General features: G+C 63.1%; 18 protein-coding genes. 2 read left to right on the top strand and 16 right to left on the bottom strand.

Annotated features, from left to right (window positions below):
* Window positions 1-63: 63 nt before the first annotated feature.
* On the bottom strand, window positions 64-2,559 hold the full coding sequence (locus tag C8C92_RS04095) for a prolyl oligopeptidase family serine peptidase (RefSeq protein WP_165829270.1): 2,496 nt from the start codon (window positions 2,557-2,559) through the stop codon (window positions 64-66).
* 349 nt (window positions 2,560-2,908) lie between these two features.
* Between C8C92_RS04095 and C8C92_RS04090 the strand changes: the two genes are divergently transcribed.
* The gene (locus C8C92_RS04090; protein WP_099760833.1) at window positions 2,909-3,427 is read left to right on the top strand and encodes a hypothetical protein; all 519 of its coding nucleotides are present in this window, start codon (window positions 2,909-2,911) and stop codon (window positions 3,425-3,427) included.
* Window position 3,428: 1 nt separating this feature from the next.
* Here the strand turns inward: C8C92_RS04090 and C8C92_RS04085 are convergent, their stop codons facing one another.
* The 8 genes from C8C92_RS04085 to C8C92_RS04050 form a co-directional block, all read right to left on the bottom strand.
* A complete protein-coding gene (locus C8C92_RS04085; protein WP_116743083.1) occupies window positions 3,429-4,238 on the bottom strand; it encodes a hypothetical protein in 810 nt (269 codons plus the stop codon).
* 87 nt (window positions 4,239-4,325) lie between these two features.
* Entirely contained in the window at window positions 4,326-4,904 is a 579-nt protein-coding gene (locus C8C92_RS04080; protein WP_347708457.1) for a nucleotidyltransferase family protein, read from the bottom strand.
* Between the two features lie 4 nt (window positions 4,905-4,908).
* Complete coding sequence (locus tag C8C92_RS04075) at window positions 4,909-5,916, bottom strand: DUF4424 family protein (protein ID WP_165829268.1); 1,008 nt, start codon at window positions 5,914-5,916, stop codon at window positions 4,909-4,911.
* Window positions 5,916-8,747: an ATP-binding protein gene (locus C8C92_RS04070; protein ID WP_116743081.1), complete on the bottom strand. Its 2,832-nt coding sequence runs from the start codon at window positions 8,745-8,747 to the stop codon at window positions 5,916-5,918. Before C8C92_RS04070 ends, C8C92_RS04075 begins: the two co-directional genes overlap by 1 nt.
* A gap of 8 nt (window positions 8,748-8,755) precedes the next feature.
* Window positions 8,756-9,499, bottom strand: a complete 744-nt coding sequence (locus C8C92_RS04065; RefSeq protein WP_116743080.1) for a hypothetical protein — start codon at window positions 9,497-9,499, stop codon at window positions 8,756-8,758.
* Window positions 9,492-10,862 carry a hypothetical protein gene (locus C8C92_RS04060; RefSeq protein ID WP_116743079.1) on the bottom strand — a complete coding sequence of 457 codons (1,371 nt, stop codon included), beginning with the start codon at window positions 10,860-10,862 and terminating at the stop codon, window positions 9,492-9,494. The genes C8C92_RS04065 and C8C92_RS04060 overlap by 8 nt, the downstream gene beginning before the upstream one ends.
* A 257-nt stretch (window positions 10,863-11,119) precedes the next feature.
* Window positions 11,120-11,881 carry a DUF3108 domain-containing protein gene (locus C8C92_RS04055; RefSeq protein WP_099760839.1) on the bottom strand — a complete coding sequence of 254 codons (762 nt, stop codon included), beginning with the start codon at window positions 11,879-11,881 and terminating at the stop codon, window positions 11,120-11,122.
* On the bottom strand, window positions 11,882-12,994 hold the full coding sequence (locus tag C8C92_RS04050) for a DUF3108 domain-containing protein (RefSeq protein WP_116745836.1): 1,113 nt from the start codon (window positions 12,992-12,994) through the stop codon (window positions 11,882-11,884).
* A gap of 152 nt (window positions 12,995-13,146) precedes the next feature.
* On the opposite strand from C8C92_RS04050, the gene C8C92_RS27385 reads away from it, so the two are divergent.
* Window positions 13,147-13,875, top strand: coding sequence for a PhaM family polyhydroxyalkanoate granule multifunctional regulatory protein (locus tag C8C92_RS27385; protein WP_165829267.1), 729 nt, complete (start codon window positions 13,147-13,149; stop codon window positions 13,873-13,875).
* Window positions 13,876-13,896: 21 nt separating this feature from the next.
* Here C8C92_RS27385 and C8C92_RS04035 read toward each other — a convergent pair whose 3' ends face one another.
* The 7 genes from C8C92_RS04035 to epsC form a co-directional block, all read right to left on the bottom strand.
* Window positions 13,897-14,112 carry a hypothetical protein gene (locus C8C92_RS04035; RefSeq protein WP_010394693.1) on the bottom strand — a complete coding sequence of 72 codons (216 nt, stop codon included), beginning with the start codon at window positions 14,110-14,112 and terminating at the stop codon, window positions 13,897-13,899.
* A 64-nt stretch (window positions 14,113-14,176) separates the two neighbouring features.
* Window positions 14,177-15,907: a tetratricopeptide repeat-containing response regulator gene (locus C8C92_RS04030; RefSeq protein WP_116743076.1), complete on the bottom strand. Its 1,731-nt coding sequence runs from the start codon at window positions 15,905-15,907 to the stop codon at window positions 14,177-14,179.
* Window positions 15,908-15,918: 11 nt separating this feature from the next.
* Window positions 15,919-16,638 (bottom strand): HAMP domain-containing sensor histidine kinase, encoded by a 720-nt coding sequence (locus C8C92_RS04025; protein ID WP_099760842.1) that lies wholly within the window; start codon window positions 16,636-16,638, stop codon window positions 15,919-15,921.
* Window positions 16,639-16,795: 157 nt separating this feature from the next.
* Window positions 16,796-18,583 (bottom strand): family 2A encapsulin nanocompartment cargo protein cysteine desulfurase, encoded by a 1,788-nt coding sequence (locus C8C92_RS04020; protein ID WP_116743075.1) that lies wholly within the window; start codon window positions 18,581-18,583, stop codon window positions 16,796-16,798.
* Window positions 18,558-19,487, bottom strand: a complete 930-nt coding sequence (locus C8C92_RS04015; RefSeq protein WP_099760844.1) for a family 2A encapsulin nanocompartment shell protein — start codon at window positions 19,485-19,487, stop codon at window positions 18,558-18,560. Before C8C92_RS04015 ends, C8C92_RS04020 begins: the two co-directional genes overlap by 26 nt.
* 113 nt (window positions 19,488-19,600) lie before the next feature.
* Window positions 19,601-19,825 carry a helix-turn-helix transcriptional regulator gene (locus C8C92_RS04010; protein ID WP_070305409.1) on the bottom strand — a complete coding sequence of 75 codons (225 nt, stop codon included), beginning with the start codon at window positions 19,823-19,825 and terminating at the stop codon, window positions 19,601-19,603.
* Window positions 19,826-19,832: 7 nt separating this feature from the next.
* Window positions 19,833-20,819, bottom strand: coding sequence for a serine O-acetyltransferase EpsC (gene epsC / locus C8C92_RS04005; RefSeq protein WP_116743074.1), 987 nt, complete (start codon window positions 20,817-20,819; stop codon window positions 19,833-19,835).
* Window positions 20,820-20,833: the final 14 nt, after the last annotated feature.

Raw genomic sequence — 20,833 nt, 5'->3', positions numbered from 1 at the left:
GGCCTCCCTGCAGACAAAAGAAGACCATACCACGAGAAATGCGCCTCCTGCCCTGCGCGCCCCTTATTTCGCTGCCGGCTTGACGTCGGCGGCCGGTGGCGGGGCGTTCTTCACATATTTTTCCAGCCAGTTGTTGCTTTCATACAGCATCTGCATGATCGATTCGCGCGCGCGGTAGCCATGGCTCTCGTTCGGCAGCATCACCAGGCGCGCCGTGCCGCCCAGTCCCTTGACGGCCTGGAACATGCGCTCGCTCTGGATGGGGAAAGTGCCCGAGTTGTTGTCCTGCTCGCCATGGATCATCAGCAGCGCATCCTTGATCTTGTCCGCATAGTTGAACGGCGACATGGCCTGGTAGACGGCGGGCGCCTGCCAGAACGAGCGCTCTTCCGCCTGGAATCCGAACGGCGTCAGGGTGCGGTTGTAGGCGCCGCTGCGGGCGATGCCGGCGCGGAACAGCCGCGTGTGCGCCAGCAAATTGCCCGTCATGAAGGCGCCATACGAGTGGCCGCCGATGGCGATGCGGTTGCGGTCGGACACGCCACGGCGCACCACTTCATCGACGGCCGCTTCGGCATCGGCCACCAACTGCGGCAGATAGGTGTCGTTCGGCTCCTGCTCGCCATTGCCGACGATGGGGAACGATGGATTGTCGAGCACGGCGTAGCCCATGGACAGGAAGGCGGCCGGGCCCCAGTAGCTGACGGCATTGAATTTGTACGGCGACCCCTTGGTCTGGCTGGCGGCGCTGGCCGTCTTGAATTCCTGCGGATACGCCCACATCAGGGTCGGCAAAGGGCCGTCGCGTTTGACGTCATAGTTCGGCGGCAGCATCAGGGTGGCCGTCAAGTCCACGCCATCGGCGCGCTTGTAGCGGATCAGCTCTTTCTGCACGTTCTTCAATTGCGGCAGCGGATGGGGGAAGTGCGTGAGGGCCGTCAATTGTGCCGCGCCCTGCTGTTTCAGGTTGCGCACATAGTAATTCGGCTGCTCGGTGGGCGATTCGCGCGTCGACAGCAAACGGCTGCCATCTTCGTCCAGCACGGCCACCACGTTTTCATAGTACGGCGCGGCGCTCTGGAACAGGCGCTGCTTCTGTTTCGTCGCAAGGTTCAGGCGGTCGATGAAGGGACGGTCGCCGTCCTTCGAGGCGCCCTGGCCGTCGAGCAGGATGGAACCATCGGCGGCGATGAGCAAGCGCGGCAAGCCGGCCGCATCGGCGCGCATGACGGGCTGGCCCGGATCGTTGTAGCGGTCTTCGAACGATCCCGCATACACGAGGTCGGCCTGCGTGGAAGGTTGATCTGGCGAAATCTTCCACTGCTTGACGGCGCGCGTCTTGTACCACGCTTCGCTGAGCAGGGCCAGGTCGCCGCGGCCCCAGGCCACGCCCGCATAGCGCGAGCCCAGCCTGGCCAGCACGGCCGGCTTGTCGGTAAACGGTGCCGCCTGCGTGTAGACGATGTCGCGGATCTCGACCGCCTTGGCCGGATCGCCGCCGTCCTGCGCTTCAGCCCACACCAGGGTGGCGGGCGCATCGACCCGCCAGCTGATGGAGCGCACGCCGGCGGACACGGCATCATTGCCAGGCGGCAGCCCTTCCTCCAGCGGCAGGGCCGCCACCGCGTGCTCCACCTTGCCATTCAGGTCACGTACGTCGATCTGGTGAGCAAAGTCATGCGCCGGCACGATGTACGAATACGGACGCACGATGCGGGTCGTCAACAGGTGCTTGCCATCGGGCGAGGCCGACACGCGCGAAAACTGGCCGGGCTGGCCCACCAGGCGCTGCTTGCCAGCCACGTCCAGCATGGCCAGCTGGACGGTGATGTAGTGTTCGAACAGCTGCGCATCCTGTTCGTTCTTCAACAGGTCGGGATAGGTGCGCAATTGCTTGACGCCACCGCCCGGCACGCTATCCTGGACGGACGGACCCGTCGGGATACCGCTCGCCACGGGCGCCCCACCCAGCTTGGCCGGCTTCAGCTGCACCAGCAGGGTCTTGCTGTCGGGCATCCACGAAAAACCACGGCCATACACGGTCGACAGGGGCGCGCTGGCCAGCTTGCGCGCCGCTTTCGTCTGCACGTCGAGCAGCCACAATTGCACGCCCGATTCCTTCACGCCCTTGGCGGGATCGGCATAAGCGACATGCGTAAACGCCAGGTAGCGCTGGTCGGGCGACCAGGCCAGGTCGGCGATGCGGGGCGACGCGGGCAAGCCGCTGACCTTGATTTCCTTCTGCGTATCGATGTCGAGTAAACCCAGTCCCGTGTGGAAGCTGAAGCGGCTGGCCGAATACGTGCGCGGATTGATGCGCAAACCCGCCAGCTTCAGTTCCGGCTGCGCCACTTCGCTAATGCCGGGCAGGGATGGCGTGGGCAGCACGGCCGCCAAGTTGCGTTTCGGGCTCAGGCTCAGGGTCGGCGCGCGCGGCGCATCGACGATGGCTTGCAGGGGCGCTGGCGGGGCTTGATAAGCACCATCTTGCGCCATGGCCAGGGAAGACGAGGCCAACAGGCCGACAGTGATGGGCAGCAAAGGCAAACGAGTAGACATGAAACTCCAGTGGATGAAGGTGGTGACGACAAGCAAAGTAACCCCCAATAAATTATTGTGATTTCTGACTTCCATAACCGGCGCTCTGCGGCGTTGCCCGCTGCTAGCAGTGCTCGCACTGCGTCGCAGCGGACGCCTTGCATAGCATCCGGTTCTGTTCGTCATAAATTCACAATAATTTCCTGATGATTACTTAGCGCACCGCACCGCTCATGGCGGTGCATTGTGACAAGGCATAGTGCGTTCATGCCATGTAAATGTCAACCAGCAACTTTTGCCGTTTGACAAGCATCGCCGCCCGTCCCCATCTCGCTTACAATCGCTGTTTTACCCGCACCCGATTGCCTACATGGAAACCACTACCCTCGCCCTGCTGTTCCTGGTCCCGCTGCTGGTCTGGCGTATTTATTCGCGCCTGAAGAAACTGGTGGCGCGCCAGAAGTCGCAGCTGTGGCGGCACTGGAGCGTGGCGATCGCGTTTCCCGCGCTGCTGCTGTTCCTGGCGACGACGACGAAATTCGAGGTCCTGCCCCTGTCCAGCCTGGGCGCGGCCGCGCTGGCCGGCGGCTGGCTGGGCGTACTGGGCTTAAAGCTGACGCGCTTCGAGCAAGTCGGAAAAGATTTCTTTTTTACCCAGCACCGCTACCTGGGCCTGGCCATCACGATGCTGTTCATCGCCCGATTACTGTACCGCGGCATGGAAATCTATATGAACTCGCGCCAGGACGTGCCCGTGCCGCCGCCACCGTTCGGCCAAAGCCCACTGACCATGGCCGCCTACGGCCTCGTCATCGGCTACTACGCCATGTATGCGTGGGGCTTGCTGCGCTGGCGCCAGCGTAACAAACCGCTGCAGGCCGCAGAGTAAATCAGTAGTACTGGCACAGGCCGGTACACGTCGTCACCGCCAGTGCCTGGCGTATCGTCGCCAGCGCCGGCGCCAGGGCCGGATCGAGATCCTTGTCAGCATCGGCCAGGCTGGTCAGCAGGCGCTCGCGCAAGGGCGGCGCCATCAGATTGGCATTTGCCGTGGCGTGCTGCGCCGCCGCTTCCAGCATCCGCTTCTTTTGCGCCACGTTCCAGAACGGCACCTGCACAAACTGCACCACGTTCGCAAACATGCTGCTCGATCCCTTGCTGAAAGCGCGGGCGCGCATGCGCTCGGCACCGCTCACGTCCTGTGCCGGCTGCGTGCTGAACTCAGCTTCCATCAAGCCAATCAAGTGCGCATGACAATGCACGCCGAAGGCAAACAGGGCGGCCATTTCATCGCCATAATTGGCCAGATTCTGCGTCACCTGGTCCCGGCGCGCCTGCTGCAGCTCGGCGCCGGACAGCAGCAGCGGCCGTTGCAGGCCAAACGTGTAATACGCCTTGCCCAGGTTGGTCGCCCGCTCGCACACGGCCACGCTCTGGTTCATGTCTTGCAGCGCGGCCACGGGTGCCTGGAACAGGCGCGGGCCATCGGCGGCCTGGGCAAACAGTGCCGCCACGCCAGGGTCGCCCAAGCGCGGCAAGCCGCTTTGCGGCGTCGCCTTGGCCACCATCGCTTCCAGGCGCACACTGGCTTGCTGGAAATCGGCATAGCTGTCGGCCCAGGCGGCGGGCGCCACGAGGGCGGAGGAAAAGCAGAACAGGCGGCAGAGACGGCGCAGCGGTGGGGAAATCGACAGGGACATGGGATCAGAAGAACACTATTGGATAATTAGCAATTATAAGCAATCTGGTTCCACAGTGCATTTAATTGCTTTTACATTATCATTTTTCTAAACGACGATGGTGACGCGCGGCCAGCGCGCCGCATAGTTTTTGCTGGCCAGGCGCTGCGCATAGCCACCTTCGCTGATGCGCGCCGGGTTGCGCCGCACCACCATGTTAAACAGATCATCGAGGCCATGCGGCGCGACGATGCCGATCTCGCCGCATGGCCGCAGCCAGATGCCAACCGAGGTGGCAAATTCGGGCCAGGTAGCGATGGCGTCGTCGAGCGAGCGCAAGGGCGGCACGGCGTAGCCGAACTCAGCCTCGAACCACAGGTGCACCCGGGCCTGGTTGCATACCTCCCACGGCACGCCGGGCAGCAAGGTTGCCAGGCGCTGGCGCAGCTGCACCTCGCTTTCCGCAAGCAAATCGTGCGCATCGAAATACGCCACGTCGATATCGCTCAATGCCGACGGTTGTGCGTAGCCATGCAAGGCATCCCACACCAGGTTGCGCACGGCACCGGCGCCGATGCAGCAGTGGGGCAAGCCCAGCTGCGCCACGGCCTGCAGGGCCTGCATGCACCACGGCGTGGCGCGGGCGATGGCGCGCAGGCGCGCCGCCAGTGCCTGCTGCTCACTCACGTGCTCACGGCCGTATCTGCGGCGCCACGCCGTCGTGGCTGACCGTGCCCTCGACATTGCCGAAGTACACATCCAGATCCTGCTTCGGATGGAAGTTACGCAGCTTGACTTGCAATGTGGTGGGGTTGATCTTGGTGAACGTGCCGGGGAAGCACAGGCTGACCAGCTCGTCAGGCTTGCCCTTGACCAGGTTCAAGGTAAAGTCTTCGATGCCATTCTTCCAGGTGTTGCCCGTCGTCAAAATGTACGACACCCACACAGCATTGACGAAGCCGCTTTCGCCCTGCTTGGCCGCCAGGCGGTTCCACGTCTTGTAAAAGGCCTTGTCGCCGCAGTATTTCTTTTCAAAGGCATTGCCATCGCCCAGGTAGGACGCACCGGGGCCGGCCGCGACGAATGGCGCATATTGATGGCGCACGCGCACGACTTTACCGGCGGGGAATTTCTGCTGCCACAGATAGATGACTTTCACTGTCCAGGCAGGTACCCATTCTTCGTCATACAACTGGGCCAGCAAGCCTTCGCCGATCATGATCTTGCTCTGCGCGGCCGTCAACGGCGCCACTTTTCTATCGAACGGCGTGTGCGAGGGGAAATAGGCAATTTGCGCGTCCGACAAGCCCAGCTGGCGCAAGCGGGCCGTCACGTCCGAGCTATCGAGCTTGGCGACGAAGGTGGTTTTATAATCCTTGCGCTTGCCATCCACGTCGACCGTAAACTGCTGCGGCTGGCCGTAATACGTGGGCGAGCCATGGTAGCCGGCCGCGTATTCGGGCAGGGGGAAGAAGATCGTCTCTTCCACATCCTTGGCCGATTCATTGAGGAATTCGTACTCGACCTTGATCAAGTCCGTGCTCACGCTGAGCACTTCCTTTTTCATGGCCACGGCATCGGTCTTGCCGAACAGGATGCCGCCCGCGCTGACGGAACCGATGCCGTCGTTTGCCACGGCCGTCCCCACCAGCACGGCCAGCGACACGGCGATGGCCGAAACCAGCTTGCGCACGATCATCACGCCACCTTGCCCGCTACGGGTTCGACCCGGCGCTGCAGCACGAAAATCGGTTGCGCCCATTGGCTATCCTTTTTCTTCTTGCTCGTGATCAAAGTCAGTTCCGAAGGATCGTAGACATCCGTGTTGTGCGTCAATGGCGTCGTCATCAGGTATTGCGCTTGCGTATTTTTCAGGAATTCGCCGACCAATTGAATGTTGCGGATATCGAGGTGGGCAAACGGTTCGTCGATGAAGACGAAGCCGCCGGAACCGTCTTCCGATTTCAGCAAGCCGATCAAGAGTACCAGCGACTTCATGACCTGCTGGCCACCCGACGCTTCGCCATCGTTCATGCCGATCACGCCCTTGCCGTCGAATTTGAAACGCACGTGCAAGCCCGCCTGCGACAGCTGCACGTCGTCGTTTTCCAGGCGCACGGGGTCGGCATGGACTTCGATGCCGGCCAGCTCACCGAGCTCCTTGATGTTCTTGCTGTACGTCTTGATGGTGTAGCGCAAGCGTTCCATGTAGGCGCCGCGGGCATTGCCCGTCGCTTCGATGGCACGGTTGTTCTGGTAGCGGCGCTCGTCCGTTTCCGACTGGCGGCCATGCAACTGGTCCGACAGGCGGTGGTGCTGGTCGATGACGGTGGCGTCGAGTTCCCAGTCGTCGCGCGCCAGGCTGCTTTGCAGGCTGGCCACACGCAGATCGACCTGGTGCGCATTCTGGTGCTCGGCCACGAGCGCCGCGCGTCGGCCCGGCCTGCGCCAGCTTTTCGGCAAATGACGCCATGCATGGCGCAAGACCAGTAAGGCGCGCGCATGCTCGGCGCGCTGCTCGATCTGCTTCTTGTAGCCGAGGCGCGCACCGGCTTCCGCTTCGGACAACGCCAGGCGCGCGTTTTGCCACACCGTATCGGCACGCGTGCGCGCCACGGTGGCGTTCTTCGTCAGGTTTTGCAGCTCGCCCAGACGGCCGCCCACTTCCAGGCGCTCTTCCTTGAGCGGCTTCGAGTTGCGCAGCGCTTCGGCAAATTCTTCCTGGCGCGCACTGAGTTCCTTGGCCGCGTCGACGCCGGCGATGCGCGCTTTCAAGGCGCCCACCTCAAACGCCAGTTTCGAGATCGCCAGGGTCAACGTATCTTCCTGTCCTTCCAGGCCAGGCAAGGAACGCAGCAGCGCTTCCAGGCGGCCGCTGCGGCCAGCCTGGCCGAAGCGGTAGCGCGACGCTTCCACGAACAGCGAGCGCCCGCCGCGGCGTTCGCGGTGATACGCCTCGGGCGTGATCCACTCTTCGTGGTTGCCCAATTTGAAACCCGCTTCGACGGAATCGACACGCGCGATGCGCGACAGCTGCTCGATCAGCCAGCTGGGCACGGGCGCGGAAAATTTCACCACCGCCAGCAAGCTCTCGTCGTTCGCGACGGGTGCCATGACCAGCTCGGGCACGATGAAGTGGCGATAGCGCTCCTTCTCCGCCAGACGGTAGGCGGCAGCCGCGTCCTTGGCTTTATCTAGCAAGACGACCGAGGCGTAGCCGCCCAGCACGCCTTCGACGGCGCCCTGCCAGCGGCTGTCCGTCACTTCGACGATGTCCGACAGCATCGCGTGGGAAATCCCCGCGTCGCGCAGCGCGCGGCGCATGCCGCGCACATTGTCCGGCTCCGGCATGGCCGTCTTGCCTTGCAGCGCGGCAATCGTCGCCTGCTCGCCCGCGATGCGCGCCGACAAGGCGTCACGCTGCTGGCGCTGCTGCAGCAATTGCGCTTCCTTCTGTTCCAGCTGGGCCGTCACTTCGGCGATGTCGCTGCCCGAGTCGGCTGCCAGCTTGTGCAAACGGTCCTTCTGCTCCAGCAGGCTGTCCAGCGGTTTCAGCTTGCTATTGATCAGGGACAAGCGGCTCTGCAAGCCGATCGATTCCTGTTCCAGCAAAGTTTCGTTCATCTGCGCGTCGGACAGGGCCTTCGCTTGCGCCGCCAGCGCATTGCGTTTATCGGTCAGCTGCTGGTCCGCCTGCGCCATCGGTTTGCGCGCATCGCGCAATTGCCGGCTGGCCTGAGCCGCCTTTTCGCGCGCCTCGTGGTATTGCAGGCTGGGCAGCACTTCTTCCAGCAGGTTGCGGCGCTCTTTATGCAGCCCTTCCCACTGGTGGTAATTGGCTACGCGCAGGCGCAAGCCTTCCAGGTTGGTCTTCGACGCTTCCAGTTCCGTCTCGAAGCGTTTCAGCTCCACTTCCGTATCGCGCTGGTGGCGCTTGGCTTCGTCGTAGGCATCCAGCACTTCCTTGTCGCCGAACACCTGGAACACCAGGTCGAGCAGCTGGCGCGGCGCGTATTCGCACAGTTTGTCCGTTTCGCCCTGCTCCAGCGCCAGCACTTTCGACATGGCGGGCGACAGGCCAGCATTGGCCAGGCGCTTGCGGTAGTTTTCCACGCCCAGCCAGTCGTTTGCGTCCGTGATGTCCTCGATCTGCACATTGCCTGGACGCATCAGATACTGACGCTTCCAGTCGCCACCATTCTTCTGGATCTGGCAAAACAGGGTCACTTCATCGTCGCTGAAGAAGCCGGAGCTGCGGAACGGGCGGTTCGACAACTGCTTGCCCACGTTCTTGTTGTCGACCACGGCGCGCAGCCAGGCCGTCTGCTGGCCCGAGTGGCGCGCATAGTGTTTATACGTGCGGCCCATCGAGCAATCGAGGCCGAACAGGGTGCGCAAGGCGTCGAGCAAGGTGGTCTTGCCGGAGCCGTTCTGCCCCGCGATGGTGATGATCTTCGCGTCGAGCGGAATATTCTTGATGCGCTGCCAGTAATCCCAGTGCACCAGTTCAAGTGATTTGATATGAAACATGGGCGCTTTCAGTGAGGGAGGTCGGACGAATCGGCGTCACCGGCATCGCCGGCGTCGGGCAAGTCGCCGATCTCGGCGGACAGCTCGTCTGCCAGGTCGGCGTCAGGATCGACAGCCACCAGGCGCGCGGGCGCCCGCTTGAACACGTCGGCCAGGGCGCCGTTGATGATGCGCTCTTTCAGGACGTCGGTGTCCATCATCAGATCCAGCAGCGGACCTTCCAGGATGAAGTCGCCACGCCGCTCGATGAAGCCCAGCTTGGCCAGCGTGCCCAGGTTCATGTCCATGCGCGTCTTCTTGCCCAGCTTGTCGCCGAAGTCCGACAGCAGCGCCTTGTAGGAAATGCCGATCGAGGCGTCTTCCGCGCGCGGCAGCGGCTTTTCCGTGCCGAACATATCATTTTGATCGTCGTCCGCGTGCTGGTGTGTTTCCTGGCGTTCGCGCTTGGGCAGGATGATCTGCGCCCACAGCACCACCAGCAAGGCCACGCCATCGCGCGCCAAACCGAAATTATTGTTTTGCCACACGTCGCGCGCGCCGAAGATCTTCGGTTCGATGGTGCGCGTCAGCGCCAACGTCACGTGGTCGGCATACACGTTGTCGAGCAGCTTCAAGCCGCAGGCCAGCAGGCGCGCATCGATTTCGGCGCGGAACAGCTCGTCGGACAGCACGCGCTTGACGAGCTTGTCGTCGCGGCGCAGGGTTTGATGCGTGAGCAGGCGCGCAATCAGGATTTGGGAATCGTCATTCATCGGCAGTGCCGCTATCTAAATCAAGTGAAACATTCAGTGAAAGCGAGGCGATCGACATGGCCGCCACGTGGGGGTCGGTCAGTTGGACCATCTCGTCGGTCGGTGTAAAGGTGATCGGCAAACGGGCCAGTTCGGCCGTCGAGCCTTGCAAGCTCGCTTCGGACACGTCGCCCAGGAGCGGCAGCATCGAGGCGCGGTACGAGGCCACGGCAAAGCTGGCCGGCAGCAGCGAATCCTGCACCGGTACGGACTTCGGCCCTTCTTCGCCGATGCTGGGGAAATTGCCCAGGCTGGCAAAGTTCGACAGGCGTTCGAGCAAGTCATCGAGTTCAAGCTGCATGGCGGGACCGTCGCTGATGGTGGTGGGCGCGTCCTCTCCGCTGGGCAGGCCCGTGTTGATGACACCTGCCGCCCGTTCGGACAGCAGTTCCGTTTCGGCCACGTCGATCATCTCGGCCGGCGTGCTGAACAGGGGCACGACAGGCTGGTCGATGGCCCCTTCGGCCAGGCTGGCCAGGTCGTCATGCAGCAAGAGCCAGCGCTTGATATCCGTGGTCGACAGGCCCGACTGGCCCAGGTGCACCCGCTGGCGCTCGATCTGGTTCAGCGCGCGCGAAAACATGCCTTGCATGTTCAACAATTTACTTTGCGCGCGGCCGATCGCCTGCGCCGCCTTGTGCGTGGCGCTGTCCGCGTTTTCATCGGAAGTAATCGCCACGAGGATTTCGGAACCCTTTTCGACCCAGTCGCAGGCCATGTTCCACTTCGCCTGCGCCGTGCGCAGCCGGAATTCGGAACCGGAGGCAATCGCGTCGGAGAACTCTTCCGTCAAATCCACCAGGCGGCCCAGCAAATGCTGCAGTTGCTCGACCGACACGCCGCCCACGGCTTGCGCACCGGCCACCTGCGACAGCAAGAAGCCCATTTCCGCCTCGTCTTCCGTCTGGCCCAGGCCCAGCAGGCTGTCGATGGCGGACAGCACATTGCGCGCCATGGGCGTGACGCGGTACACGCCCTGCTGCGCATCCCAGGCCAGCAACTGGTTCGAGCGCAGGCGCAGCAAGACCGTTTCCAGACTTTCCGGCAATAAATAGGCCAGCTTGGTGTTGATATCGGCGCGCGTATAGGCGGACGTGGCCGCATCGGACGCCAGCTCGCGCAACACCAGCAGACGCACCAGCACGCCATCGAAACCGCCATGGAACAATGCTGTAAACACTTGCAGCAAAGGCTGCGCCCGCTTCAAGTGAAAAACTTGCTCAATTTCATCGGCCGAAATATTGGGCTGGAAATGCGCCTGCAAGGAATCGTGATGCTCTTGCTCTGTCTGATGTGCATCCGTAGCCACGGCTGCACTTGCCATTATATCAATCATTCTTTTCCGGATGAGTGTTCAGCGGGCGGCGCAGCGGGCTAACGCAGCGCTGCGGGGCGGGGGCGTCAGTATATCAGTTCTGACATGCAATTTAGCGCGTGGGAGGGGGCGAACGGGCCGTCAGTCTGCCGAGTGTTGCATTGACGACGTCCCCAAAGGCGAAGGGCCGGGGTCGGACCCTGAGGGTCCGACCCCAGTTTTTGCATCCGGGTTGGCAACTTGATGCAAAAACCATTAGCAAGCGCTTACTTCTTGACGATCTTTTGCAAGGTTTGCTCGACGTAATCGCCGTCCTCATCGGCGAACGTCACCTTCACGGGATACCATTCCAGCGACGGCGCCAGCCACAGGTCCACTTGCTGGCCCTTCTTGTCTGGCGGCGGCGCCTTGACCAGGTGCACGGCCTCCACCAAACCCTGGCCGGTGGCGACGGTTTCCTGCTTGACGACCTTGAAGGTCCACGGCTCGGCATCGTGGCGACCGGCCACGAAGAAGCTCCATTCCGAACCGGGCGTGAATTTCTCGGGCGTGGCGCGCGCCACGCTGACCAGTTGCCAGACGGTACTGTTGCGGTCCTGTTCGCCGCCTTTCAGCGGATAGCTGTCATCGCCCTCGCTGAAGACGATGGTCTTGCTGTCGCGCTTGAACGTGGTGGTGGCCGCTTCCTTGCGGAAGCGTTTTTCCACAAATTGAGAAGGCGCCAGGCCGAAATCGTCGACCGTGCCTTCGCTGCGCTGTTCCAGGATCTTGCCGAACAGGGCCGCCTTGGTTTCGGCCAGCAGCGAATACTTGCCATCACCCACGCGCCAGTTGCTGACCGATTCGCCGGACAGGCCGATGCCGCGCTGTTTGGCCTTGATCGAATAGACGAGGTCAGCCGATGGCGCCAGCTTGTAGGGGCGCTTGATGACGGGATGCTCCACGGGCGCGTCGGCCATGGCGGGAGTCAGGGTGGCGGCCAGCAAACTGGCCAGCACCACGCGTTTTAAAGTAGTCAAAGTCATCATTTATTTTCCTGTAGCGTCATTGACGCGAATTTGGGTCACGGTTTGCGTGGTCAAAGCCCCGCTCGCCTCGGTATTGCGTATTTGTACCGGATACCATTGCATGGACGGCGCCAGCCAGATATCGAGCTGCGACGAATAGGTGCCGGGCTTCGGTGGCCGGCGCAGATGCCAGGTCACCAGACGGCCCATGTTGGTATCGAGTTCTTCCTCGCCCACCAGCTGGAAGCGGAACACGGTCGCTTCCTTTTCCTCGCCGACGAGGATGTCGATATTGCCGGCCAGCTGGTTGACGTCGGCGCGGCCGATGGCGGCCAGCTGGAACGGCACCGTGGCCTTGTCCTGCGCCCCCTCCTGCCATGGCGCCGTGGCCGTCGTGGCCGAAAACGTGATGGCCTTGGCGTCGCGCTTGAAATGCGTGGCCGTTTGCGCGCGGCCCTTGCGTTTTTCCGTGGCTGTGACTGGTACGATGCCGCTGCCGTCGATCACGCCCTCGCTGGTCAGCACCAGCAGGTTGATGCGGGTGATCAGCATGTTCAAGCCCACTTCCAGCTTCAGCTGATACGTATCGCCCCGGTTGTCCCACGCCATGGCGGCCACGCCCTGCCACTTGGTACCGTCGGCATCGCGCCGGTCCACATGCAAGTCGAACTGGGCCGAGGCAGGCACATTCGTCTTGTAGTGCCGTGCCTGCTCGACGGCCGGTGGTGGCGGCGCGGCAGCTGGCACGGCCGCGGCCGCCACGGCTGGCGCAGGCGCCGTGATGGCCGGGGCAGCCACTGCGGCCGGCTCGGTCGTGGCAGGGCCTTGCGGCGCCTCGCTGGCGGGCGCCGTCCATTGGGGCGTTTCGCTCGACGCCAGTTCCGTCGGCGGCGGCGGTGGCGGCCTGAGCTTGGGCATGGGGAACTCGGGCGGCGGCGGTGGTGGCAACACCGGCACGGGCCTGGGCGGCTCGGCGATCAAGGCCATGCTGACCATCTGCGCATGATTCTGTCCCAGCGGCACCATGCGGGCATGCGAGGTGAGCCACTCCAGCGCCACGTAATGCAGTGCGCCAATGACCGCGACAAAGATGACGGTACGGCGGCGCGGTGGCGAAAAGAAGGAGTCGGGCATCATAGGCCGTAGTGTAACGCTTCCACCCCACTTCCCGCTTCTTGCCGGCGCTCAACTCCTGATGTTTTATGTAAGAAAATGTTGGCAGCGTTGCGTCAGTTGCAAGCTGATATCTGCTACGCTAGGGGCATCCACCTACCAGGAGATTTCGCATGGCAAATCCGCAAATGCCCCAAATGCCGGGCGCAGCAGTTGTGACCGATACCCTCGACTTCGTCAAGAACCTGTGGGGCAGCATGAGCGTGCCCGGCATGGGCATGCCCGGCATCACGGCGCCCACCATGTCGGTGGAAGAACTGGACAAGAAAATCAGCGACCTGAAAGCCGTCGAAGCATGGCTGAACCTCAATACCAGCATGCTGCGCGGCAGTATCCAGGCGCTGGAAGTACAGCGCGGCACCATCGCCACGCTGAAATCGATGGGTGCTTCGCTGGCGGCGGCCATCACCCAGCCAGGCGCCAGCGAGAAAACCGTCTTTGAATCGGTGCCCTACGCTTCCGCGTTTTTCCAGCAAGCTGCACCTGCACCTGCACCTGCGGCGCCAGCGCCTGCACCGAAACCGGCGCCCGCGCCCGCGCCGGAACCGGCTGCGGCGGCGCCCGACGATGCCGGCAACCAGGCAGCAGCCCAGTTGGCCAATCCAAGTGCTTGGTGGAATTTGTTACAAGATCAGTTCAAGCAGGCGGTGTCGACGGCGATGTCGCCCGATGCTGCCAGCGCGGCAGCGGCCAGTTTCGGCGGTGGCGCCAAGGCCAAGCCAGCGGCCAGCAAATCCGCCAAGCCTGCAGAAGCAGGCACGGCAGCCAAGGCCAAGGCCCCGCTGCGCAAGGCGCCCGCGAAACGCGCAGCGCCCAAGGCTAAAGCGCCAGGCAAGGCCTGACGCGTCAAGCCGGCGATATGATCAGGCGATACGATGAATGCGGATCGCCTCGATCATGTTGTCGGCCTGGCGTTTTACGTCACCGATCGTGATCAGGCCTTCGTCGGCCAGCGCCTTGGCGTGCTCGTACGAAGACTGGAATGTTTCCAGCGTGTCTCCCTTGGCGGCGACCGGGCGTACCCAGGCAATACTGCCGACCTTCATTTTTTTGTACACTTCATTGACCACATCACGCATAGTTTCTTCCTTATTGTTGTAAAGCAACTCAAGCACGGGCGAACCCACGCTGGCCCCTAGTTTATCATCCGGCACGCTCGCGCACGGATTTTCCCCCTTTTTCCGGTGCCGGCGGCGTTTTTTCCGGCACCTCGACGGCCTGTTCCGGCCCGGGCGGCGGCGTCAGCTGCACCAGTTGCTCCATCAATTGCGCAAAGCGCTGCTGTCCCGGTGCAATTTTGTCTACATACAACAACACTTCCATGGCTTCGGCCGCCAATTCCGCCTGGTAACCGCGCTGCTCCAGGAAAGACACGATGATTTGCGCGGAATTGAACAAGATGCGCAGGTTGTTCGGCAATTTTTCGCGCGCCGCGCGCATCCAGGCGACCGCCTCGTTGAGCTTGTCCGTCTTCCACAGCAGCACGCCCTTGTTCATCAAGTCCGACGCTTCCTTGCGCGCGGCGATGATCAGGCTGGTGCCTTCGTCGCCCATCTTCGCCTTGTCGAAGATCTTTTGCACCTCGTCCTGTACCACCTGGTTGTCGTGGTTGTTCTTCACCACGTAGCACAGCAGGCCGGCCGGCGCATCCTTGACGCCGACGGCGAACAGCAAAGTGGCCAGTTCCATGCAAATGCTTTTCTCGGGCCGCGCAGGGTCTTCCAGCAGCATGGCTTCGAGTTCGTCGCCGCACTTGCGCGCGCGCCGGTAATCGCCCGTTTCGTGGTGCACCATGCCTTCCGTGATCTTCGCGCGCAAACCGATCTGCTCGGGCGGGAATTCACGCTGCGCCAGCAGCAGCCATTGCAGCGCCTCCTTGGCATCCTTCTTCAGTCCGCACACCCGCGCCAGGCCCAGGTAGGCGTCCGGCGTCTTCATGACGGAAAATTCACCGATGGAAATACACTTGCGAAAAGCCTTTTCCGCCATGCTGACATTGCCGACTTTCAAGGCGGCCAGCCCCAGATTGCGCTGGCGCGGCACGGAATTGGGCGACAGGCGCGCCGCCTTTTCCAGCACGCCGCACGCTTCCTCGTGCTGGCCCATCAGCTGGTAAGCGACGGCCATCTGATCATAGGCATCGATGTAATACTTGTTTTCGACGATTACGCCCTGGAAGATTTGCCGCGCCGCCTCGTGCTCGCCGTTATTCATGCGGATCTTGCCCAGACCCGCCTTGGCCCAGCTGTAATCGCGCTCGGCCAACACTTTTTCGTACACGGCGCGGGCCTTTTCCGGCTCGCCGCTTTTCAGCAGCAAGGATGCCTTCATGCGCAGCAATTCCAGCGCGTGCAGCTTGTTGAGCTCGATCTGCGCGTCGCATAATTTGGCGGCGCGCAAATAATCCTTTTCCATGCAGGCCTGGTCGATTTCGCGAAACACCTGCTTCTTGTGCCACACGCGGTTCAGTCGCGTCAGCAGCACGCCTTCCGTGATGGGTTTGATCAGGTAGGCGTCGGGCTGGTGCTCGGCCGCGCCCATCACCGATTCCACGCTTTTCTCGGCCGACACCATCAGCCACACGCTCGACGGCGCCGTCAGGTTGCGCACGCGCGTCTCTTCCAGCACTTGCTGGCCATTCTTGCCTTCACCCAGGTTGTAATCGCACAGCACCACGTCATAGCGCGTCTTGGCCAGCAGCTTCATGGCTTCGCCGCCGCTGGCCGCCTGGTCGATATGGCGCGCGCCCAGGTTGCGCAAGGATTCGCGCAGCAGGATGCGGATGCCGATGAAGTCGTCGACCAGCAGATAATGCTTGTCGGCCCAGTCGGTGCTGCCCGCTTCGGCGGCGGTGGCGTGGCTCTCTGTCGTCATGAATTCCTCGTTCAGGGCAGGCGCAGGATGAAACAGCCGCCGCCCAGCGCGCCGCCATTTTCCAGGGCGATGCTGCCGCTACGGCCCCGGTGCTTGTGCATCTTCGCCACTTCGCTGGAAAAATACAGGCCCAGTCCCGTGCTGTTGGTGGAAAAGTTCACGCCGGCCGCCATGCCATCCATGGCTGCGCTGCCCGCGTCGAGCAGCGCCTGCGAGTAGCCGTCGCCATTGTCGTCCACGCGCAGCTCGAGCATGTCGTCGTGCTCCTGCACCGACAGGCGAATCGTGTCCTTCGTGTAGCGGATGGCGTTGTTGATGGCATGCGCCAGCACGCCGATGACCAGGTCTTCATCCAGGGTCCAGATCAGCTCGGCCGGGCAAGCCGTCTCCAGGCGGATGCCTTTCGAGGCCAGCAGGATCTTTTCCTGGTCCACCACCTGGTCGACCACCTGGCTCACCAGTTGCGGCTGCACGTCAAACGGGTAGCCGGGCTTGCCCACTTCCTTGTACAGGGCCAGCAGCTGGATCAGGTTATCGTTGAGGCGCTTGGTCTGGTACAGCATTTGCGCCATCTGCAGGTAGGCGGGGTCGGCCTGGGGGGCGGGCTTGGCCTGCTCGGCCGCCAGCAGCGACTCCAAAGTGCCGCTGACCACGCTGATCGAATTTTTCATGTCGTGCACGGTCGACGCCAGGAACAGGAAAAGCTCGGGCGAGCTGTGTTGATTTTCCACCGGATATCTCCTTGGAGCCGCAGCTTGAATATTGCCAAGGATAAATTATACCGCCAGCCTGCGGACGCCAGCCAGGCGCGCGCAAAGTCCGTGACCTGACGCAACAATGCCGCCCCCGCTGGCGCAAGGGCGGCATAGTCTTGATAAGCCGGCAAGATCAGCGGCGCGCACCCGCCAGGCGGCGCACCACCGCGATCATGCGGTCGATTTCCTCATACGTGTTGTAGAAGGCGAACGATGGCCGCACGGTCGCTTCCACGCCGAAGCGGCGCAAAATCGGCTGGGCACAGTGGTGGCCCGAGCGCACGGCGATGCCCTCGTCGTTCAGGGCACGGCCCACTTCCGCCGGCTCGTAGCCGGCCAGCACGAACGAGGCCACGCTGGCCTTCTCGAATGCGGTGCCGATCAGGCGCACGCCGGCAATCGCCTGCAGCTGGTGCGTGGCGTATTCCAGCAGCGCGTGCTCGTAGGCGGCGATGTTGTCCAGGCCGATGCGCTGCACGTAATCGATGGCCGCACCCAGGCCCACGGCATCGGCGATATTGCCCGTGCCCGCCTCGAAACGGTTCGGCACGCCCTGGTAGACGGTGCGCTCGAACGTGACGTCGGCGATCATGTTGCCGCCGCCCTGCCACGGCGGCAATTGCTCCAGCAAGTCGGCCTTGCCATACACGGCGCCGATGCCCGTCGGGCCGAACACTTTATGCCCCGAAAACACGTAAAAATCGGCACCCAGCGCCTGCACGTCCACGCGCAGGTGCGACACGGCTTGCGCGCCATCGACCAGCACGCGCACGCCGGCCGCATGCGCCAGCGCGATGATCTGTGCCACGGGCGTGACCGTGCCCAGCGCATTCGACACCTGCGTCACGGACACCAGCTTGGTGCGCCCATTGAGCAGCTTGCGGAATTCATCGACGATGATCTGGCCGCTGTCGTCGACGGGAATCACGCGCAGTGTCGCGCCCTTTTCCGCCGCCAGCTGCTGCCACGGCACGATATTGGCATGGTGCTCGAGCTGCGAGACGATGATCTCGTCGCCGCTGCCGATGTACTTGCGGCCGAAGGTATTGGCGATCAGATTGATGCCCTCGGTGGCGCCGCGCACGAAGATGATTTCATTGGCCGAGGCGGCGCCGAGGAAGTTCGCCACCTTGGCGCGCGCGGCCTCGTACGCATCGCTGGCGCGCGCCGCCAGTGCGTGCGCCGCGCGGTGGATGTTCGAATTCTCGTGCGCATAGAAATACGCCACGCGGTCGATCACCGACTGCGGCTTGTGCGTGGTGGCCGCATTGTCAAACCACACTAAAGGCTTGCCGTTGACCCGTTCGGCCAGCACGGGAAAATCGCGCCGCACGGCGTGCACGTCGAACGGCGCGGGCGCCTGGCGTTGGCCCGGCTGCGTCGCTGCGGGCAGCTCGGTCTGGAAATAGAACGCGGGCTGGCTGTTGGCCGGCGTCGCGGGCAGCTGGTGCGCGGGCGGGCGCTGCGGCGTGGCATTGGGGGCCACCTGTCCCAGCCCCTGTTGTGCCAGGCCATCGAGCTTGCCGTTCGACGCGGGATAGCCATGCGCGCCACCGACAAAATAGTAGGGCGACGGTGCACTGAGGGCGGATAGCCGTGGCGTCGGCACGGAAGCCGGCGCCGGCGCAATCGGCGACTCCAAAGGTGCCGTCACGGGCGGCACTTGCGCCGTCGCCACGCCGGGGGCGATGGCGGCGAACGAAGGGCCGGGCTGCGGCGGCGGACGGTTCACGTAGCGGGGTGCCGCATCGAGCACGCTGCCGGAACCGCCAAGGCTGGGCGACTTGTCCAACGCGGGGGCCAACCCAGGCAAACGCGCGAAAAACTCGCCCGCCAGGCGGTTCAGGGTCGCTTCGTCGGGTAAGAACGGGACGGCGGGCAAGGCCGCCGCGCCATCACTTGTAGGTGTCTGGGTAGTCATGGTATTTACCGATCTCCACGTCTTCCAGTACGGCCAGCGCATCGTCGGTCAGCACGGCCAGCGAGCAATACAGCGAAATCAGATAGGAAGAAATCGCGTGGCGGTTGATGCCCATGAAGCGCACGGACAGGCCAGGGCTTTGCTCACCCGCCAGGCCAGGCTGGAACAGGCCGATCACGCCTTGCCGCTGTTCGCCCGCGCGCAGCAAAATAATCTTGGTCTTGCCGTCTTCGATCGGCAGTTTGTCGGACGGCACCAGCGGCACGCCGCGCCAGGTCAAAAACTGCGAACCGAACAGACTGACGGTCGGTGGCGGCACGCCGCGGCGCGTGCATTCGCGCCCAAAAGCGGCAATCGCCAGCGGGTGCGCGAGGAAGAAACCCGGCTCCTTCCACACTTTCGTCAGCAGTTCGTCGAGGTCGTCCGGCGTGGGCGCGCCCGTCAGGGTAAAGATGCGCTGGTCGTCATGCACGCTGGCCAGCAAGCCGTAGTCGGGATTGTTGATCAGTTCGCTTTCCTGGCGCTCCTTGATCGTCTCGATGGTCAGGCGCAGCTGCTCCTTGATCTGGTCGTGCGGGCTGCTGTACAGGTCCGACACGCGCGTGTGCACGTCGAGCACCGTGCTGACGGCATTGAGAAAATACTCGCGCGGCTGGTCGTCGTAGTCGACAAAGGTTTGCGGCAGTTCCGACTCGTCGCGCTGCGAGCAGGCCACGCGCACATCCTTCGGATTTTTCACGCGATTGAGGCGATAGATACCCGCTTCCACGGGCAGCCATTGCAGCAGGTGCACCAGCCAGCGCGGCGTGATCGTGGATAACTGGGGGACGCTCTTGCTTGCATTGGCCAGCTGGCGCGCGGCGTTGTCGCCCAGCGCGAACTGGTTCTCTGTTGCTGCTGTCATGACTACTCCTGATGAGAAAAGTGAATATGCTTATCTGAAAAACGAATAAAGTATCGAGTACCCCTCTCTTTTCCTCAACATGCTATCGCCATCAACGCGGCGTTATCATCGACCTAATCCACCAGCTCCGGTTCGCAGCGGGCCATCAATCCCGCCAGGCCGACGCCCAGCGCGACGGCCAGTTTTTCCACCGTCAGCAGCGACGGCGTGGCGGCGCCCCGTTCGATTTCGCCGATGAAGGAGCGGTTCAAGTCGGCCGCTTCGGCCAGCCGCTCCTGCGACCAGCCATGCCCTTCGCGCAACTGGCGCACGGCCAGTCCAAACTGTTTGATCAACATGCTGTCCTCATGGGTGGTGGGCAAAAGCGGGATGCGATGGCGCTGGAAAATCCGCTGCTTCCTGCTGGTTATGCGCTTGCGTGACATGGCTGCCGGGCGCCACGCTGCGGGTCAGCCAGACATTGCCGCCGATGACGGAGCCCTGGCCGATGGTCACCCGCCCCAGGATCGTCGCGCCCGCATAAATGACCACGTCGTCCTGCACGATGGGGTGGCGCGCCAATCCCTTTTTCAGCACACCGTCGGCGCCGGCGGGAAAGCGCTTGGCGCCCAGGGTGACGGCTTGATAAATGCGCACCCTTTCGCCGATGATGGCCGTCTCGCCGATCACCACGCCCGTGCCATGGTCGATGAAAAAGCTGCTGCCGATGTTGGCGCCCGGGTGGATGTCGATGCCCGTCTGCGAATGGGCCACTTCGGCGATGATGCGCGCCACCAGCGGCGCACCGAGCGCATACAGGGTGTGCGCCAGGCGGTAATGGATGATGGCCAGGATGCCCGGATAGCACAGCAGCACTTCGTCGACGCTGTGCGCGGCCGGGTCGCCATGGAAGGCGGCCGCCACGTCCGTGTCAAGCTGGGTGCGGATGCGCGGCAGCGCGCGGGCGAAGCGCTGCACGATGGCCAGCGCCTGCTGTTCGATGGAGACCGTCTGCTGCAAGCCGTGCTGGCGCGCGTGGTAACTGAGTTCGCGCCGCACCTGTTCGTGCAGGCCCGTGAGGGTCGTGTCGAGCGTATGGCCGACAAAGAAATCTTCGCTCTCCTGCTGCAGGTCGAGGGGCCCCAGACGCATGGGAAACAGGGCCGCACACAAGGCGTCGACGATATCGCGCAAATGCTGGCGCGACGGAAATTCGCGCGCGCCGCACTCCTGGTTGCTGGCCAGCCCTTCGCGCCACTGCGCACGCACGGCGCGCAATTCGTCGACGATCTGGCGCAGTTCCCATTGCGGCTGCGCGGCAAGGGAGGCGGGGGGAATGGCTCGCTGGTTCATGATGGTCCCGGAAA

This window comes from Janthinobacterium sp. 78 (genome assembly GCF_003096775.1).
Lineage (GTDB): Bacteria > Pseudomonadota > Gammaproteobacteria > Burkholderiales > Burkholderiaceae_D > Janthinobacterium > Janthinobacterium tructae.
Note: the sequence above shows the minus strand (reverse complement) of the source record. Positions and strands in the feature narration are given on the sequence as shown.

What these genes read in the sequence shown, in the direction of transcription:
- C8C92_RS04095 (WP_165829270.1), bottom strand. Translation starts at nt 2,559, where the DNA reads ATGTCTACTCGTTTGCCTTTGCTGCCCATCACTGTCGGCCTGTTGGCC.
- C8C92_RS04090 (WP_099760833.1), top strand. Translation starts at nt 2,909, where the DNA reads ATGGAAACCACTACCCTCGCCCTGCTGTTCCTGGTCCCGCTGCTGGTC.
- C8C92_RS04085 (WP_116743083.1), bottom strand. Translation starts at nt 4,238, where the DNA reads ATGTCCCTGTCGATTTCCCCACCGCTGCGCCGTCTCTGCCGCCTGTTC.
- C8C92_RS04075 (WP_165829268.1), bottom strand. Translation starts at nt 5,916, where the DNA reads ATGATCGTGCGCAAGCTGGTTTCGGCCATCGCCGTGTCGCTGGCCGTG.
- C8C92_RS04070 (WP_116743081.1), bottom strand. Translation starts at nt 8,747, where the DNA reads ATGTTTCATATCAAATCACTTGAACTGGTGCACTGGGATTACTGGCAG.
- C8C92_RS04065 (WP_116743080.1), bottom strand. Translation starts at nt 9,499, where the DNA reads ATGAATGACGATTCCCAAATCCTGATTGCGCGCCTGCTCACGCATCAA.
- C8C92_RS04060 (WP_116743079.1), bottom strand. Translation starts at nt 10,862, where the DNA reads ATGGCAAGTGCAGCCGTGGCTACGGATGCACATCAGACAGAGCAAGAG.
- C8C92_RS04055 (WP_099760839.1), bottom strand. Translation starts at nt 11,881, where the DNA reads ATGATGACTTTGACTACTTTAAAACGCGTGGTGCTGGCCAGTTTGCTG.
- C8C92_RS04050 (WP_116745836.1), bottom strand. Translation starts at nt 12,994, where the DNA reads ATGCCCGACTCCTTCTTTTCGCCACCGCGCCGCCGTACCGTCATCTTT.
- C8C92_RS27385 (WP_165829267.1), top strand. Translation starts at nt 13,147, where the DNA reads ATGGCAAATCCGCAAATGCCCCAAATGCCGGGCGCAGCAGTTGTGACC.
- C8C92_RS04035 (WP_010394693.1), bottom strand. Translation starts at nt 14,112, where the DNA reads ATGCGTGATGTGGTCAATGAAGTGTACAAAAAAATGAAGGTCGGCAGT.
- C8C92_RS04030 (WP_116743076.1), bottom strand. Translation starts at nt 15,907, where the DNA reads ATGACGACAGAGAGCCACGCCACCGCCGCCGAAGCGGGCAGCACCGAC.
- C8C92_RS04020 (WP_116743075.1), bottom strand. Translation starts at nt 18,583, where the DNA reads ATGACTACCCAGACACCTACAAGTGATGGCGCGGCGGCCTTGCCCGCC.
- C8C92_RS04015 (WP_099760844.1), bottom strand. Translation starts at nt 19,487, where the DNA reads ATGACAGCAGCAACAGAGAACCAGTTCGCGCTGGGCGACAACGCCGCG.
- C8C92_RS04010 (WP_070305409.1), bottom strand. Translation starts at nt 19,825, where the DNA reads ATGTTGATCAAACAGTTTGGACTGGCCGTGCGCCAGTTGCGCGAAGGG.
- epsC (WP_116743074.1), bottom strand. Translation starts at nt 20,819, where the DNA reads ATGAACCAGCGAGCCATTCCCCCCGCCTCCCTTGCCGCGCAGCCGCAA.